This is a genomic window from Klebsiella planticola ATCC 33531, assembly GCF_000735435.1.
In the GTDB taxonomy this organism is placed as follows: Bacteria; Pseudomonadota; Gammaproteobacteria; order Enterobacterales; family Enterobacteriaceae; genus Klebsiella; species Klebsiella planticola.
Genome location: NZ_JMPP01000014.1, coordinates 415,357 through 432,387 on the forward strand (window position 1 = coordinate 415,357; position 17,031 = coordinate 432,387).

At 55.9% G+C, this 17,031-nt stretch carries 10 protein-coding genes; 8 read left to right on the plus strand and 2 right to left on the minus strand.

The features are described from left to right. The first annotated feature begins 1 nt into the window (after nt 1). From glgC to glgP, 3 genes are read left to right on the plus strand one after another with little or no spacing between them, the layout of a single operon-like run. Complete coding sequence (glgC, locus tag GRPL_RS19405) at nt 2-1,297, plus strand: glucose-1-phosphate adenylyltransferase (RefSeq protein ID WP_032690430.1); 1,296 nt, start codon at nt 2-4, stop codon at nt 1,295-1,297. Further along, nucleotides 1,297-2,730 (plus strand): glycogen synthase GlgA, encoded by a 1,434-nt coding sequence (gene glgA, locus GRPL_RS19400; RefSeq protein WP_032698654.1) that lies wholly within the window; start codon nt 1,297-1,299, stop codon nt 2,728-2,730. The genes glgC and glgA overlap by 1 nt, the downstream gene beginning before the upstream one ends. A 17-nt stretch (nt 2,731-2,747) precedes the next feature. After that, nucleotides 2,748-5,195 carry a glycogen phosphorylase gene (gene glgP, locus GRPL_RS19395; protein WP_032698655.1) on the plus strand — a complete coding sequence of 816 codons (2,448 nt, stop codon included), beginning with the start codon at nt 2,748-2,750 and terminating at the stop codon, nt 5,193-5,195. An 86-nt stretch (nt 5,196-5,281) separates the two neighbouring features. Here glgP and glpD read toward each other — a convergent pair whose 3' ends face one another. Then, entirely contained in the window at nt 5,282-6,790 is a 1,509-nt protein-coding gene (glpD, locus tag GRPL_RS19390) for a glycerol-3-phosphate dehydrogenase (RefSeq protein WP_032698656.1), read from the minus strand. Between the two features lie 213 nt (nt 6,791-7,003). On the opposite strand from glpD, the gene glpE reads away from it, so the two are divergent. The 3 genes from glpE to GRPL_RS19375 all read left to right on the plus strand — a co-directional run bounded on the left by glpE (nt 7,004) and on the right by GRPL_RS19375 (nt 9,132). Next, complete coding sequence (gene glpE / locus GRPL_RS19385; protein ID WP_032690433.1) at nt 7,004-7,333, plus strand: thiosulfate sulfurtransferase GlpE; 330 nt, start codon at nt 7,004-7,006, stop codon at nt 7,331-7,333. 141 nt (nt 7,334-7,474) lie between these two features. Next, the gene (gene glpG / locus GRPL_RS19380; RefSeq protein ID WP_032698658.1) at nt 7,475-8,305 is read left to right on the plus strand and encodes a rhomboid family intramembrane serine protease GlpG; all 831 of its coding nucleotides are present in this window, start codon (nt 7,475-7,477) and stop codon (nt 8,303-8,305) included. Nucleotides 8,306-8,373: 68 nt separating this feature from the next. Further along, nucleotides 8,374-9,132, plus strand: a complete 759-nt coding sequence (locus GRPL_RS19375) for a DeoR/GlpR family transcriptional regulator (protein WP_004868507.1) — start codon at nt 8,374-8,376, stop codon at nt 9,130-9,132. Nucleotides 9,133-9,138: 6 nt separating this feature from the next. On the opposite strand, the gene malT is transcribed toward GRPL_RS19375, so the two are convergent. Next, the gene (gene malT / locus GRPL_RS19370) at nt 9,139-11,844 is read right to left on the minus strand and encodes an HTH-type transcriptional regulator MalT (protein WP_032690435.1); all 2,706 of its coding nucleotides are present in this window, start codon (nt 11,842-11,844) and stop codon (nt 9,139-9,141) included. A 621-nt stretch (nt 11,845-12,465) separates the two neighbouring features. Here malT and malP point away from each other — a divergent pair. Both malP and malQ read left to right on the plus strand, forming a co-directional pair. Beyond that, entirely contained in the window at nt 12,466-14,856 is a 2,391-nt protein-coding gene (malP, locus tag GRPL_RS19365) for a maltodextrin phosphorylase (RefSeq protein ID WP_032698660.1), read from the plus strand. Between the two features lie 10 nt (nt 14,857-14,866). After that, entirely contained in the window at nt 14,867-16,954 is a 2,088-nt protein-coding gene (malQ, locus tag GRPL_RS19360) for a 4-alpha-glucanotransferase (protein WP_032698665.1), read from the plus strand. Nucleotides 16,955-17,031: the final 77 nt, after the last annotated feature.

A 17,031-nucleotide genomic window follows, 5' to 3' on the forward strand; every position in this document is an offset into this window, starting at 1 on the left:
CATGGTTAGGCTAGAAAAGAACGATCCGTTGATGCTGGCGCGTCAGCTCCCCATCAAAACCGTTGCGTTGATTCTTGCGGGTGGACGCGGTACCCGGCTTAAGGACTTAACTATTAAGCGTGCAAAACCGGCTGTCCATTTCGGCGGTAAGTTTCGCATAATTGATTTCGCATTATCTAACTGCATTAACTCAGGTATTCGCCGCATCGGCGTCATCACCCAGTATCAATCGCACACTCTGGTGCAACATATCCAACGCGGCTGGTCGTTTTTCAGCGAAGAAATGAACGAGTTCGTCGATTTACTGCCAGCGCAACAGCGGGTGCATGGCGAAAACTGGTATCGCGGCACGGCGGATGCGGTGACGCAGAACCTCGATATCATTCGTCGCTATAAAGCGGAGTATGTGGTGATCCTCGCCGGCGATCATATTTACAAGCAAGACTACTCGCGCATGTTGATCGATCACGTCGAAAAAGGGGCTCGCTGCACCGTGGCCTGTATGCCGGTGCCCATCGAAGAGGCATCCGCCTTTGGCGTTATGGCGGTGGATGAAAGCGATAAAATTATCGAATTCGTCGAAAAACCGGCGACGCCGCCGGCGATGCCGAGCGATGAGACCAAATCGCTGGCCAGCATGGGGATCTATGTCTTTGATGCGGATTATCTTTATGAACTGCTGACTGAAGATGATAACGACGAAAACTCCAGCCACGATTTCGGCAAAGATATTATTCCGAAGATAACCGAAGCTGGCATGGCTTATGCACATCCATTCCCGCTCTCCTGCGTGCAGTCTGACCCGGATGCGGAACCGTACTGGCGCGATGTGGGTACGCTTGAAGCCTACTGGAAAGCGAACCTGGACCTGGCTTCGGTGACGCCGGAGCTGGACATGTATGATCAGAACTGGCCGATTCGCACCCATATGGAGTCTCTGCCGCCCGCGAAGTTCGTTCAGGACCGCTCGGGGAGTCACGGTATGACGTTGAACTCGCTGGTTTCCGGCGGCTGTATTATCTCCGGCTCCGTGGTGGTGCAATCGGTGCTGTTCCCGCGCGTGCGCGTGAATTCATTCTGTAATATTGATTCGGCAGTCTTATTGCCAGAAGTGTGGGTGGGGCGCTCATGCCGCCTGCGCCGCTGCGTAATCGATCGTGCCTGCGTGATTCCTGAGGGCATGGTGATCGGCGAACACGCGGAAGAGGATGCGCGTCGGTTCTACCGTTCAGAGGAAGGCATCGTGCTGGTTACGCGTGATATGTTGCGGAAGTTGGGGCATAAACAGGAGCGATAATGCAGGTCTTACATGTATGTTCAGAGATGTTCCCGCTGTTAAAAACCGGCGGTCTGGCGGATGTGATCGGCGCGCTACCTGCGGCGCAAATCGCTGAAGGTATTGATACGCGCGTGCTGCTGCCGGCGTTCCCGGACATTCGCCGTGGCGTCACCGATGCGCAGGTGGTGACGCGGCGGGATACTTTTGCCGGACGCATGACGCTGCTGTTTGGTCACTATAACGGCGTGGGGATCTATTTGATTGATGCCCCGCATCTCTACGACCGCCCAGGGAGCCCTTACCACGATACCAACCAACATGCTTACACCGACAACGTGCTGCGTTTTGCGCTGCTGGGTTGGGTAGGTAGCGAGATGGCCTGCGGACTGGACCCTTTCTGGCGTCCTGATGTCGTGCATGCTCACGACTGGCATGCGGGCCTGACTCCAGCCTATCTGGCCGCGCGTGGACGACCGGCGAAATCGGTCTTTACGGTACACAATCTGGCCTATCAGGGGATGTTCTACTCCTGGCACATGAATGAGATCGAACTGCCGTGGTCGTTCTATAACATGCATGGCCTGGAGTTCAACGGCCAGATCTCGTTCCTCAAGTCCGGGCTCTATTACGCCGATCATATTACGGCGGTCAGTCCGACCTACGCGCGGGAAATAACCGAACCGCAATTTGCCTACGGCATGGAAGGGCTGCTGCGTCAGCGCCAGCACGAGGGGCGGCTATCGGGGATCCTGAACGGCGTGGATGCGGGCATCTGGAACCCGGAGAGTGACCTGCTGTTGGCGTCGCGTTATGACCGCGATCGCCTTGAGGACAAAGCGGAGAACAAGCGCCAGCTGCAAATCGCGATGGGGCTGAAAGTAGACGACAAAGTCCCGCTGTTCGCCGTGGTCAGCCGTTTGACCAGCCAGAAAGGGCTGGATTTAGTTCTCGAAGCGCTGCCGGGCCTGCTTGAGCAGGGTGGGCAACTGGCGCTGCTTGGCGCAGGAGACCCGGTACTCCAGGAAGGTTTCCTCGCTGCGGCCGCCGAGCATCCGGGCAAGGTTGGCGTGCAGATTGGTTATCACGAGGCCTTTTCACACCGCATCATGGGGGGCGCCGACGTGATTCTGGTTCCCAGCCGTTTTGAGCCCTGTGGCTTAACACAGCTGTATGGCCTGAAGTACGGCACGCTGCCGCTGGTGCGGCGTACCGGTGGTCTGGCGGATACCGTGACCGACAGTTCGCTGGAAAATCTGGCCGATGGCGTGGCCAGCGGTTTTGTCTTTGAGGACAGCAATGCACTATCGCTGCTGCGGGCAATTCGGCGCGCGTTCGTGCTGTGGTCGCGCCCGTCGCTCTGGCGTTACGTTCAGCGTCAGGCGATGAATATGGATTTTAGCTGGCAGGTCGCGGCGCACTCTTATCGCGAACTTTATCAACGCTTGCTGTAACCACAGGAGTCATTGTGATGAATGTACCCTTTAGCTATGCATCACCCACGCTGAGCGTTGAGGCATTAAAGCACTCTATTGCCTATAAGCTGATGTTTATCATTGGTAAAGATCCGGCCATCGCCAATAAGCATGAGTGGCTCAACGCCACGCTGTTTGCCGTCCGCGACCGTATGGTGGAGCGCTGGCTGCGCTCGAATCGCGCTCAGCTTTCTCAGGAAGTACGCCAGGTTTATTACCTGTCGATGGAATTTCTGATTGGCCGTACGCTTTCGAACGCCTTGCTGTCGTTGGGCATCTACGAAGATGTGAACAGCGCGCTGGAAGAGATGGGGCTGAACCTTGAAGAGCTGATTGACGAAGAGAATGACCCGGGGCTGGGCAATGGCGGTCTTGGGCGCCTGGCCGCCTGTTTCCTCGACTCGCTGGCGGCGCTGGGCCTGCCTGGCCGTGGTTACGGTATCCGCTATGACTACGGGATGTTTAAGCAAAACATCGTTGACGGGCGGCAGAAAGAGTCCCCGGATTACTGGCTCGAATACGGCAACCCGTGGGAATTTGAACGGCATAATACGCGTTACAAAGTGCGCTTTGGCGGACGCATTCAGCAGGAAGGTAAACAGGCGCGCTGGGTTGAAACCGAAGAGATCCTGGCGGAAGCCTACGATCAGATTATCCCGGGCTTTGATACCGACGCGACCAACACGCTCCGTCTGTGGAGCGCCCAGGCCAGCAGCGAGATTAACCTCGGTAAATTTAATCAGGGTGATTACTTCGCGGCGGTAGAAGATAAAAACCATTCCGAAAACGTCTCCCGGGTACTGTATCCGGACGACTCGACCTACTCCGGGCGCGAGCTGCGTCTGCGGCAGGAATATTTCCTCGTCTCCGCGACGGTGCAGGATATTCTCAACCGCCATTATCAGCTGCATAAAACCTTTGCTAACCTGGCAGACAAAATTGCGATTCACCTCAACGACACCCATCCGGTGCTGTCGATTCCGGAGCTGATGCGCCTGCTGATTGACGAGCATAAGTTCGGCTGGGATGAGGCGTTTGAAGTCACCTGCCAGGTCTTCTCCTACACCAACCATACGTTGATGAGTGAAGCGCTCGAGACCTGGCCTGTCGATATGCTGGGGAAAATTCTGCCGCGCCATTTGCAGATTATTTTCGAGATCAATGACTACTTCCTGAAGACGCTGCAGGAGCAGTATCCCAATGATACCGCGCTGCTGAGTCGCACGTCGATCATCGACGAATCCAACGGCCGTCGCGTGCGCATGGCATGGCTGGCGGTGGTGATTAGTCATAAGGTGAACGGCGTTTCCGAACTGCACTCCCGGCTGATGGTGGAGTCGTTGTTTGCCGACTTCGCGAAGATTTTCCCGATGCGCTTTATTAACGTCACCAACGGCGTGACGCCGCGCCGCTGGCTGGCGCTGGCGAATCCGCCGTTGTCGAAGGTGCTGGACGAGAACATCGGCCGTACCTGGCGTACCGATCTGAGCCAGCTCAAGGAGCTGGAGCAGCATATTGACTATCCGACGGTGAATCAGGCCGTACGTCAGGCGAAGCTGGAGAACAAGCAGCGGCTGGCAAACGTGATTGCCCATCAGCTGAACGTGGTGGTGAACCCGAAAGCGCTGTTTGACGTGCAAATCAAACGTATCCACGAATACAAACGTCAGCTGATGAACGTCCTGCACGTCATTACCCGCTACAACCGTATTAAGGCCGATCCTGACGCCGAATGGGTGCCGCGCGTGAATATCTTTGCGGGTAAAGCCGCCTCCGCTTATTACATGGCCAAGCACATTATTCACCTCATTAACGATGTGGCGGCGGTGGTGAACAACGATCCGCAGATTGGCGATAAGCTAAAAGTGGTGTTTGTCCCGAACTACAGCGTTAGCCTTGCGCAGCTGATTATTCCGGCGGCGGATCTTTCAGAGCAGATCTCGCTGGCGGGTACGGAAGCTTCCGGAACCAGTAATATGAAATTTGCGCTTAACGGCGCCTTGACCATCGGTACCCTGGACGGCGCGAACGTCGAGATGCTGGAGCACGTGGGCGAGGATAATATTTTTATCTTCGGCAATACCGCGGAACAGGTGGAGGCGTTGCGTCGTAACGGCTACAAGCCGCGGGAATTTTACGAACAGGATCCGGAGCTGCATCAGGCGCTGACGCAAATCGGTACCGGACTGTTCAGCCCGTCGGAACCGGGTCGCTATCGCGATCTGCTGGATTCGCTGATCAACTTCGGTGACCATTATCAGGTGCTGGCTGATTATCGTAGCTATGTGGATTGCCAGGATAAGGTGGATGAGTTGTATCGTCATCCGGAAGAGTGGGCGATGAAAGCGATGCATAATATCGCCAACATGGGCTATTTCTCTTCTGACCGTACGATTCAGGAATACGCCGACCATATCTGGCATATCGACCCGGTAAGGCTGTAGCCGGTTACGCAGTGAAAACGGGGCCACAGGCCCCGTTTTTTATGCATTCTATGCGTAAACTCCCCGCAGGCGCAGGTTGTGGTGGCTTACGACGCCAGCGAAAGCTCAGACTTTCCCGCGTGCTGCGCCAGCCATTCGCCGATCCGCGCCTGCTGCTGGTCATTCAGCCACATGCCCTGTTTCGTCCGGCGCCAGATGGCATCCTCAAGAGTGCGTACCCACTCATGCTCCACCAGGTATTTCAGCTCGGCTTCATAGAACTCATGACCAAAATCTTCACCCAAATCCGCTACCGATGCCGCCTCTGCGAGGAGCAGCTCGCTGTTGCTGCCGTAGGTGCGGGCATAGTGACGCGCCATCGATTCGCTGATAAATGAGAACCGGCGGCGCAGTTTGGCCGCGTAATCGTCGCGGTCACCGTCGATATCTCCGCCGGGCAGCACCGCGGTTTTGGTCCAGGCCGGACCGATGCCTTTGTAGTAGGGCGTTAGTTTTTCCAGCGCGTGCTCGGCCAGCTTGCGATAGGTCGTCAGCTTGCCGCCAAATACCGACAGCAGCGGCGCCTGGCCCTGTTCGTCATGGATATCCAGGGTGTAATCGCGGGTAATCGCCTGCGGCGAATCCGATTCATCGTCGCACAGCGGACGGACGCCGGAGTAGGTCCAGACGATATCGTCACGGGACAGCGTCTTTTTGAAGTGTGCGTTATAGGCGTTCAGCAGATAGTTGATCTCGTTGTCATCGATCGCCACTTTCTGCGGATCGCCGTTGTACTCAACGTCGGTGGTGCCGATTATCGAGAACTCATCCATCCATGGGATCACGAACACAATGCGTTTGTCTTCGTTTTGCAGAATGTAGGCCTGCTTCTGGGTGTGCACGCGCGGCACAACAATATGGCTGCCCTTAATCAAGCGAATGCCGTACGGTGAGCGCAGGTGCATCCCTTCGTCAAAGAAGTGTTTGACCCACGGGCCGGTCGCATTGACCAGGCCACGGGCCTGCCAGGTGAATTTCTCGCCGGTATCGATATCCTCCGCCTCGACAATCCACAGGCCGTTTTCACGTTTCGCCGAAATTGCCCGGGTACGGGTCCGGACCTCGCCACCTTTGCGTACCACCATCTGCGCGTTAGCCAGTACCAGACGCGCATCGTCGACCCAGCAGTCGGAATATTCGAAACCGCGCACGATTTCAGGTTTTAATACCGATTCTGCGCCAAATCGCAAGCCGGTTGAGCCGGGTAAGCTGGTACGTTTCCCCAGGTGATCGTACATAAACAGACCAATACGGATCATCCATGCCGGACGCAGGTGCGGGCGATGCGGCAGACGAAAGCGCATCGGAAAGGCGAGATGCGGCGCCATTTTTAACAGCACTTCACGTTCGGCCAGCGCTTCGCTGACGAGGCGGAATTCGTAGTGTTCGAGGTAGCGCAGCCCGCCGTGAATCAGCTTCGAACTGGCGCTGGAAGTGGCGCAGGCGAGATCGCGTGCTTCCAGCATCAGTACGGATAAACCACGCCCGGCGGCGTCTGCCGCGATACCGGCACCGTTGATGCCTCCCCCTATCACAATCAGATCTTTGGTTTCCACGTTCGCTACCTCTGGCACTTTCGTTTAAGCTCATAAATGTTCGTTATCGCTCAATATAGCAAACAAACGCGCCATTGGTAACATCAAAAAAACATTTCAGAGTGATGCGTGTAACATATTGGCGTTTATTTCCCGTCTGACGGTAAACTAGGCAGTAGAATCATGGCCGGTAACGGGTCAGCAATATCATTCCGCTATATAGAGAAAGAGCACATGGACCACTTTGAATGTATCAATGTTGAAGAAGCGCACCAGAAACTGCATCAGGCAATGGCGGTGCTGGTGGATATCCGCGATCCGCAGAGTTTTGCGATGGGACATACGCCGGGTGCGTTTCATCTGACCAACGATACGCTGGGCGCGTTCATGCGCGATAACGACGTTGACACCGCGGTGATGGTGATGTGTTACCACGGCAATAGCAGTAAAGGCGCCGCGCAGTATCTGCTACAGCAGGGCTATGACAAGGTTTACAGCGTGGATGGCGGCTTCGATGCGTGGCATCGTCATTTCCCGGCGGAAGTGGAACATGGCGCGCTTTAAGCGTTAGCACGTCATACCGTTATTCCCGTCTTGTTTCAGATGGCATGGCTGCGGATGTGTTGTTCAAGGACGTCCCGGGCGCGCCACTCCTGCAAACTCGTATATACTAGCCCCCTTTGTGTGGAATAAGCGATCCGCTGTATGTTAATGATTACCTCTTTTGCTAACCCGCGTGTGGCCCAGGCGTTTGTCGACTACATGGCGACACAGGGCGTTATCCTGACCATTCAGCAGCATGATCAGAGTGATGTCTGGCTGGCCGATGAGAGTCAGGCCGGGCGGGTGCAGGCTGAACTGGCTCGCTTCCTGGAAAACCCTGCCGATCCGCGTTATCTGGCGGCCAGCTGGCAATCCGGGCACACCAATAGCGGGCTGCGCTACCAGCGCTTTCCCTTTTTTGCCACCCTGCGCCACAACGCCGGGCCGTTTACATGGGCGATTCTGCTCGTCTGCATTGCGGTCTTTGCGCTGCAAAATATCCTCGGCGACCAGCCGGTAATGTTGCTGCTGGCCTGGCCGTATGACCCGTCGCTGAAATTTGAAGTCTGGCGCTACTTTAGCCATGCTTTCATGCACTTCTCGCTGATGCATATCCTGTTTAACCTGCTATGGTGGTGGTACCTTGGCGGGGCGGTGGAGAAACGCATCGGCAGCGGCAAGCTGGTGGTCATTACCGTCATTAGCGCCTTGCTAAGCGGGTTTATTCAGCACCAGTTTAGCGGCCCCTGGTTTGGTGGGTTATCCGGCGTCGTGTATGCGCTGATGGGCTATGTCTGGCTGCGTGGAGAACGGGATCCGCAAAGCGGCGTCTATTTGCAGCGTGGCTTGATACTCTTCTCTTTAGTGTGGTTAATTGCTGGATGGTTTGATGTTTTTGGCATGTCGATTGCGAACGGTGCGCATGTGGCGGGTCTCCTGACCGGGCTGGCGATGGCGTTTGTCGATACGCAACATGTGCGAAAGCGAACATAGGGCCGTCTTACCCGGCTCTCTGCAACGACAGCGCCTTTATGCGAGTCTTATAATCCCAGGGATATTTCATGAAACAAACACAACGTCATGACGCCATTATCGAGCTGGTAAAAAAACAGGGATATGTCAGTACGGAAGAGCTGGTTGAGCAGTTTGCCGTCAGCCCACAGACCATTCGTCGTGACCTGAACGACCTCGCCGAACAGAAGATGATCCTGCGCCACCACGGCGGAGCCGCGCTGCCTTCCAGTTCGGTAAATACCTCCTGGCACGACAGGAAGGCCACCCAGACGCAGGAAAAAGAGCGTATTGCCCGCAAGGTGGCCAGCCAGATCCCCGATGGCGCGACGCTGTTTATCGATATCGGCACCACGCCGGAAGCGGTTGCACATGCGCTGCTGGAGCATAACGATCTGCGTATCGTCACCAACAACCTGAACGTGGCCACCACGCTGATGGTGAAAGAGGATTTCCGCATTATTCTGGCGGGCGGCGAGCTGCGCAGTCGGGATGGCGGCATTATCGGCGAGGCGACGCTGGACTTTATCTCCCAGTTTCGCCTTGATTTCGGCATTCTCGGTATCAGCGGCGTAGACAGCGACGGTTCGCTGCTGGAGTTTGATTACCACGAAGTTCGCACCAAACGCGCGATTATTGAAAACTCGCGCCACGTGATGCTGGTAGTGGATCACTCGAAATTTGGCCGCAATGCGATGGTGAATATGGGCAGCATCAGCATGGTCGATGCGGTCTACACCGATGTGATGCCGCCGGCAGGCGTACTGAAGGTGATTACGGACAACAACCTTCAGCTGGAACTGTGCTAAACGGCGTTAAACGCCGTATCCCATCATTTTAAGCAGCCGCTGGGCGTGCTGTACCGCATCCTGGCGGTGGGCGACTCCCAGCTTCTGATACAGATTACGAATGTGGGTTTTAATGGTCGTGGCCGCCACGTCCAGCTCACCGGCAATCTGTTCGTTGCTGTAGCCGGAATAGATCAGCCCCAGTACCTGCCATTCACGCTGGGTCAGCGGGCTGGTGCGAATCAGTTCCGGGACTTCCGGATGACTCAGTAGCCGTTCGACAAAGCCCTCATCAAAGTGGGCAAACTTGTGGCGATGGTGCTGGTTGATATCGCGCAGGATGCGCTGGGCGCGATGCTGTTCCAGCTCCGGCAGCGTATTAAGCTGAATCAGCTGGCGCAGCTGCTGCGCCATGGCTTCGCCTTCAATCACAAAGTGGTTGATAAACCCGGTGCGGTTGGCGAGTGCGAGCGCCTCCAGCAGGACTTTTTGCGCTTCGCTTTTCCGTCCCGCCTGCCAGTAAAGCTGGTTGAGCAGCAGCAGGTTGCGGTTAATATCGCTCATCAAACGCAAAGAGCGGGCATTGTCGTTCAACTCTTCCAGCACCATTTCCGCCGAGTCAAAATCACCCAGCAGAATTTGCGCCCGGGCAATGTTGCGCCACTGGCTTTGCAGGAAGTGGTTATTGGCGAATTCCGGTTTCGGCGTCTGGCGCAGCCAGTTGGCGGCCGCGGCTTTATCACCGACCATCTGCCAGTAGATCACCCGGACTTTATCGGCGTTTGATACCCAGTCGCTATGATAGTGACCATTGCCGAGTAGGTTCTCCAGGCGGTTGAGGTGGCTGCGGGCGTTATCCAGATCGCCGCGGGCCAGCGAGCACTGCACCATCAGGGCCAGACACTGCAGCTGCTGCTGCGGCTGATAGCTTGACAGGACATCCATGCCATTACGTGCGGACGCTTCCGCTTCATCCAGCCGCGCCCAGGCCCACAGCAGCTGTGAGCGAATACGTAGCAGGAATTCATGCATCGGCAGCTGCTCGAGATGCTGTTCGCGGATAAGCTGGAAAGCTTTCTCCTGCACTTCCCAGGCGGCCTGCAGGAAGCCCTGGGCAAAGAGAATCTCGCTTTGCTGGATCATGCTCCACAGCGCGTAGTGCCAGATATCGTGGCGGCGGGCCATCTGTTCCGTCTGTTGCATGACCGCCAGAGATTTACTTAACTGGCCTTTACAATGCAGCACTTCACCGTGGACCGATGTCGCAACAATTCGGCTATAGTAGCTGGCCAACGGCAGCTCTTCTAACGCGACCATGGCCAGACGCTCGGCCTCTTCCTGATCGCCCGCATTAATGGCCACCTGTGCACGCAGGGCGTTGAAATCGCCATGCATCGCGGTATCCATTTTCATGTCCATCTCCTGCTCGGCGCGCGCCAGCAGGGTGTTGACTTCGCTGTAACGGTGCTGGCTTTGCATCAGCCAGGCCTGCAGCAGGAGCAGACGCGGATTTTCCAGCAGGTTTGACCACGGCAGCGCCGCCAGCGATTGTTCGAGCAGTCCCAGTTCGCTGTGGTTAAACATGCCCCAGGCATGATTCAGTAAAATATCGCGCAGCATTTTCGCATCGCCGGCCGCCAGCGCATGATGAATGGCTTCACTCGGGAAGCCCAGAGCCATCCAGCCTTCGGCGGCAGAGCGGTGAATTTCAGGTAATTCGGTTGCCAGCTCCCACTGGCAGCGCTGGCGCAGGAAATTGCCAAACAGGGGGTGATAGCGGAACCATTCGCCGGAATCGTCCATCCGCTGCATGAACAGGCCCTGACGTTCAATCTCTTCCAGCTGCATTTGCCCGTTTTCTTCCCCGGTCACGCGAACGATGAGCGCATCGTTCATTGAACGCAGCAGCGAGCTTTTCAGCAAAACGTTACGCGTCCGCGCGTCGACATTATCCAGGACCTCATCCACCAGATAATCGGAGAGATGGCTGGCATTAATACCGGCAAGACGACGGGCTGAGTGGTGGGCGGAGGAGTTATTCTGGCGGGCGGACAGAGCAATAAGCTGAAGCGCCGTGGCCCAGCCGGCGACGTCGTCGCACAGCCTGCTGCTGTCTTCAGCTTCAATCGGCGAAGCCAGACGACAGTCGAAAAAGAGTTTTGCTTCCTGATGGGTAAATGCCAGCTGTTGGCTGCCGATTTCCAGCAGCTGATCGCGCACGCGCAGGTTGGCAATGCCGAGCTGCGGCAGGTTACGCGAGAGCACCACCAGGGTCATATTCTCCGGTTGATGACGGAGGAAGAAGCGCATCGCATCGTGAATCACCGGATTGTTGATCAGATGATAATCATCAATCACCAGATACAGCGGGCGCTGCCAGTCGGCAAGCTCAATAAACAGCTGCGCGAAAAGCGAGGGCAGGCTGGCATACTGGCGTTTCTGCACCATGGTTTCGCTGGCCACGCAGTGGCCGCCGGTAGCCTGTTGAACAGAGGCAATCAGATAACTGGCAAAACGCTCCTGTTGGTTATCGCCTTCATCCAGCGAAAACCAGCCAAGTTCATTTTTCCCCGCCGCCCACTGAGAGATGAGCGTTGTCTTGCCGTACCCAGCGGGGCTGGTGACCAACACGAGACGGTAATTGTTCGCGCCGGAAAGTTTAGCCAGCAATCGCTCGCGAACCACGGTGTGTTCAAGGCGGACTGGGCGACTTAATTTAGACGGAATCAACATAGTTAATCATTTCGCTGTGCAAGAGAGGATTTGCGATTTTTTTTGCGCTTCGTAATTAATGACTATTAAGGTCGGCGATAATGAAAATTATTGCAAGTTATGTCCGAATTTTATGCTCTTGAATTTGCACCAGGTCACAAATTCCCAATTAAAGTCCTTTCGTTGTAAAACCGGTACCAGCGTGCGTGGTTACTGGGTTTTCCCCGCGCCCGGCACAAGTAAAATGGCATTCACTCCATTTTTTCGTAGTTGTATGTTTTTATTAAGTTAATTTAAGGGAAATCTTATAAATAATCGTTTTGGCGTATTTGTGTCATCAGGCAGGATTATTTTTACACAATGCTTATTTTTATTTCGTGATAATTGCGGAATGGTGTTTTATCCAACGCTTTGTCTCGGCCTGTAACAAATATTCTTCTGATGGTGAAGAGCAACATAGTGTTTCTGTGTGGTGAATTTTTCAGCATGTTTCTGACGGAGAGCTACCGTTATAGTGGCCACGATCACACTTTTCGCTCATCCCTGCTGCTCCTCCCTGCCTAATCCCCATCGGGATGAGGACGTTGCTTCAGGAGGTCGGCACACTAACGCCAACGTTTTAGTAAAGGACCCGGATTTCTTATGTCACAGACTTCTTTTAATAAAGATCAGTTTCAGGCTGCACTGACCCGTCAGTGGCAGCATTTTGGCTTACAGTCCGCTTCTGAGATGACTCAGCGTCAGTGGTGGCACGCCGTAAGCGGCGCGCTTGCCGAGCTGTTGGCCGCTCAACCGGTGGCGAAACCGGCCAAAGGGCAGCGTCACGTCAACTACATCTCTATGGAGTTTTTGATCGGTCGCCTGACCGGCAACAACCTGTTGAACCTGGGTTGGTATCAAGGGGTGAGCGATGAGCTGAAGGCTCATGACATTCACCTGACCGATCTGCTGGAAGAAGAGATCGATCCGGGCCTCGGCAACGGTGGTCTGGGCCGTCTGGCAGCATGTTTCCTCGACTCCATGGCGACCGTTGGCCAGTCGGCAACCGGCTATGGCCTGAATTATCAGTATGGTCTGTTCCGCCAGTCTTTCGAAGATGGCCAGCAGGTTGAAGCGCCGGATGACTGGGGGCGTAGCCGCTACCCGTGGTTCCGTCATAACGAACAGCTGGATGTGCAGGTTGGGATCGGCGGTAAGGTCAGCAAAAGCGGCGCCTGGGAACCGGCGTTCGTGATTACCGGCCAGGCCTGGGATCTGCCGGTGCTGGGGTACCGCAATAACGTGGCGCAGCCGCTGCGTCTGTGGCAGGCGACCCATGCGCATCCATTTAACCTGACCAAATTTAACGATGGCGATTTCCTGCGCGCAGAGCAGCAGGGTATCGACGCGGAAAAACTGACTAAAGTGCTTTACCCGAACGATAACCATCAGGCAGGGAAAAAGCTGCGCTTAATGCAGCAATACTTCCAGTGCGCCTGTTCGGTTGCCGATATTTTGCGTCGCCACCATCTTGCGGGTCGTAAGCTGGCAGAGCTGGCGGATTACGAAGTAATCCAGCTCAACGATACCCACCCGACCATCGCCATTCCTGAACTGCTGCGCGTGCTGATCGATGAGCACCAGCTGAGCTGGGATGATGCCTGGGCCATCACCAGCAAAACTTTCGCCTATACCAACCACACGCTGATGCCTGAAGCGCTGGAGTGCTGGGACGAGAAGCTGGTAAAAGCCCTGCTGCCGCGTCATATGCAGATCATTAAAGAGATTAATGACAGATTTAAGAAGCTGGTCGAGAAAACCTGGCCTGGCGATAAGCAGGTGTGGGCGAAACTGGCGGTGGTGCATGACAAGCAGGTTCGCATGGCGAACATGTGCGTGGTCAGCGGATTTGCGGTCAACGGCGTTGCCGCGCTGCACTCCGACCTGGTGGTGAAAGATCTGTTCCCGGAATATCACCAGCTGTGGCCGAATAAGTTCCACAACGTGACCAACGGCATTACGCCGCGCCGCTGGATTAAACAGTGCAACCCGGAACTGGCCGCGCTGCTGGATAAGACGCTGAAGAAAGAGTGGGCTAACGACCTCGATCAGCTGATCCATCTGGAGAAATATGCTGACGATGCTGCGTTCCGCCAGACCTACCGTGAGATTAAGCTGGCTAACAAAGTTCGCCTGGCTGAGTTTGTTAAGACGCGTACCGGCATCGAGATCAACCCGCAGGCGATTTTCGATATCCAGATTAAGCGTCTGCACGAGTACAAGCGTCAGCATCTCAATCTGCTGAACATTCTGGCGCAGTACAAAGAGATTCGTGAAAACCCGCAGGCGGACCGCGTGCCACGCGTGTTCCTGTTCGGGGCGAAAGCCGCACCGGGCTACTACCTGGCGAAAAATATTATTTTTGCTATCAACAAGGTGGCGCAGGCGGTGAATAACGATCCGCTGGTGGGCGACAAGCTGAAAGTGGTCTTCCTGCCGGATTACTGCGTCTCTGCGGCGGAAATGCTGATTCCAGCGGCGGATGTCTCAGAACAGATCTCCACGGCGGGGAAAGAAGCCTCCGGTACCGGCAACATGAAGCTGGCGCTGAACGGCGCGCTGACCGTCGGGACTCTTGATGGTGCGAACGTTGAAATCGCCGAACAGGTCGGCGAAGAGAATATCTTTATCTTTGGTAACACCGTTGAAGAAGTTAAGGCGCTGAAAGCGAAAGGTTATGACCCGCTGAAATGGCGTAAAAAGGACAAGCTGCTGGATGCGGTCCTGAAAGAGCTGGAAAGCGGCAAGTATAGCGATGGCGACAAGCATGCTTTCGACCAGATGCTGCACAGCCTGCTGAAAGGCGGCGACCCGTACCTGGTGCTGGCGGACTTCGAAGCGTATGTTGCCGCGCAGAAACAGGTGGATGAGTTATACCGTGACCAGGAAGCCTGGACTCGCGCGACGATTCTGAATACCGCGCGCTGCGGCATGTTCAGCTCCGACCGCTCAATTCGCGACTATCAACAACGTATCTGGCAGGCAAAACGCTAAGGACAGGCCTATGGAGACTAAACGCCTTGATAACGCCGCGCTGGCGGCGGGAATAAGTCCTGACTACATCAATGCGCACGGTAAGCCGCAGTCAATTGCTGCGGCGACTAAACAACGTCTGCTGGATGCGATGCATCGTACAACAACCGCCACGAAAGTGGCGGTTGACCCGCTGCCGCCGGTGCAGGTTTTCACACACGGCAAGAAAATGTCGCTGCCGGTCGCCGGTCGTGGGGAATTCCAGTGGATCCTCACCACCGAAGAGGGGAAACAGTATCAAGGCAAAGTGCGTGGAGGGGAGACCCTCCCGCTGCCGGCCAAACTGCCGGAAGGCTATCATTCGCTGACCCTGACTCAGGATGGCGAACGCTGGCATTGTCGGGCGATTGTGACGCCGGTGCGTTGCTATGAGCCACAGGCCCTGAAAGAGGGGAAAAAACTGTGGGGCGCCTGCGTACAGCTTTATACGCTGCGCTCGGAGAAAAACTGGGGAATCGGCGATTTTGGCGATTTACGCACCATGCTGCCGGAGATTTCCCGGCGCGGCGGCGCGTTTATCGGCCTTAACCCGATTCATGCGCTCTACCCGGCCAACCCGGAGAGCGCCAGTCCCTACAGCCCATCCTCACGCCGCTGGCTGAACGTTATCTATATTGACGTTAACGCGGTCGATGATTTTCGCCTGAGCAAAGAGGCGCAGGCCTGGTGGCAATCGCCGGAGACGCAGCGGGCATTACAGGCCGCGCGTCAAACCGATGATGTGGATTATACCGCCGTGACCGCGTTGAAAATGACCGCGCTGCGCATGGCCTGGAAGCGATTTTCCGCCCGTCACGATGAGGCGATGACGGAGTTCCGCCAGTTCGTGCTTCGTGAAGGTGAAAGCCTGTACTGGCAGGCGGCGTATGACGCCCTGCACGCCTGGCAGGTACAGCAAGATCCGCTGCGCTGGGGCTGGCCTGCCTGGCCAAAAGCGTATCAGGATATCAACAGCCCGGAAGTGAAAGCGTTCTGCACCGAGCAGGCCGACGAGGTGAGTTTCTACCTCTGGCTGCAGTGGCTGGCGTATTGCCAGTTCGCCGAATGTTGGCACACCAGCCAGCACGACGCGATGCCGATTGGCCTGTACCGCGATCTGGCGGTGGGCGTGGCGGAAGGCGGTTCGGAAACCTGGTGCGACCGCGAGCTGTATTGTCTGAAAGCCTCCGTCGGGGCGCCGCCGGACATTCTTGGCCCGCTGGGACAAAACTGGGGTCTGCCGCCGATGGATCCGCATATCATCGTCGCCCGTGCCTATGAGCCGTTTATTGAGCTGCTGCGCGCCAACATGCAAAACTGCGGTGCCTTGCGCATCGACCATGTGATGTCGGTTCTGCGTCTGTGGTGGATTCCGTATGGTGAAACCGCTGACCACGGTGCCTATGTGCAGTATCCGGTCGATGATCTGTTATCGATTATGGCGCTGGAAAGTCAGCGTCATCGCTGTATGGTGATTGGCGAAGATCTGGGTACCGTACCGGTGGAGATTGTCGGCAAGCTGCGTAAGAGCGGCGTCTATTCCTACAAAGTGCTCTATTTCGAAAATGACCATGAGAAGACGTTCCGCGCGCCGCAGACGTATCCGGAACAATCAATGGCGGTGGCGACAACGCATGACCTGCCAACGCTGCGCGGTTACTGGGAAAGCGGAGACCTGACGCTGGGTAAATCGTTAGGTCTGTATCCTGATGAAGGGGTTCTGCGTGGCCTGTATCAGGATCGTGAACTGGCGAAGCAGGGGCTGCTGGATGCGCTGCATCAATATGGCTGCCTGCCTAAACGCGCCGGGCATAATGCCTCGCTGATGGCGATGACCTCGACCCTCAATCGCGGTATGCAGCGTTACATTGCGGACAGCAACAGCGCATTGTTGGGGCTACAGCCGGAAGACTGGCTGGAAATGGCCACCCCGGTCAATATCCCGGGAACCAGCAGCGAATATCCGAACTGGCGGCGTAAGCTCTCCACGACCCTTGAGCAGATGTTTGCCGATGAGCGGGTGAATAAGCTGATTAAGGATCTGGATAAGCGGCGCAAAGCGGTCGCTAAGAAGAAATAGTGCCGCCGTTTCTCCGGTGACACCGGGGAAACGGTGTGAGAAAGGGCCAACAAAAAGGCCGGGTCGCGTATGCGGAC

What these genes read in the sequence shown, in the direction of transcription:
- glgC (WP_032690430.1), top strand. Translation starts at nt 2, where the DNA reads ATGGTTAGGCTAGAAAAGAACGATCCGTTGATGCTGGCGCGTCAGCTC.
- glgA (WP_032698654.1), top strand. Translation starts at nt 1,297, where the DNA reads ATGCAGGTCTTACATGTATGTTCAGAGATGTTCCCGCTGTTAAAAACC.
- glgP (WP_032698655.1), top strand. Translation starts at nt 2,748, where the DNA reads ATGAATGTACCCTTTAGCTATGCATCACCCACGCTGAGCGTTGAGGCA.
- glpE (WP_032690433.1), top strand. Translation starts at nt 7,004, where the DNA reads ATGGACCACTTTGAATGTATCAATGTTGAAGAAGCGCACCAGAAACTG.
- glpG (WP_032698658.1), top strand. Translation starts at nt 7,475, where the DNA reads ATGTTAATGATTACCTCTTTTGCTAACCCGCGTGTGGCCCAGGCGTTT.
- GRPL_RS19375 (WP_004868507.1), top strand. Translation starts at nt 8,374, where the DNA reads ATGAAACAAACACAACGTCATGACGCCATTATCGAGCTGGTAAAAAAA.
- malT (WP_032690435.1), bottom strand. Translation starts at nt 11,844, where the DNA reads ATGTTGATTCCGTCTAAATTAAGTCGCCCAGTCCGCCTTGAACACACC.
- malP (WP_032698660.1), top strand. Translation starts at nt 12,466, where the DNA reads ATGTCACAGACTTCTTTTAATAAAGATCAGTTTCAGGCTGCACTGACC.
- malQ (WP_032698665.1), top strand. Translation starts at nt 14,867, where the DNA reads ATGGAGACTAAACGCCTTGATAACGCCGCGCTGGCGGCGGGAATAAGT.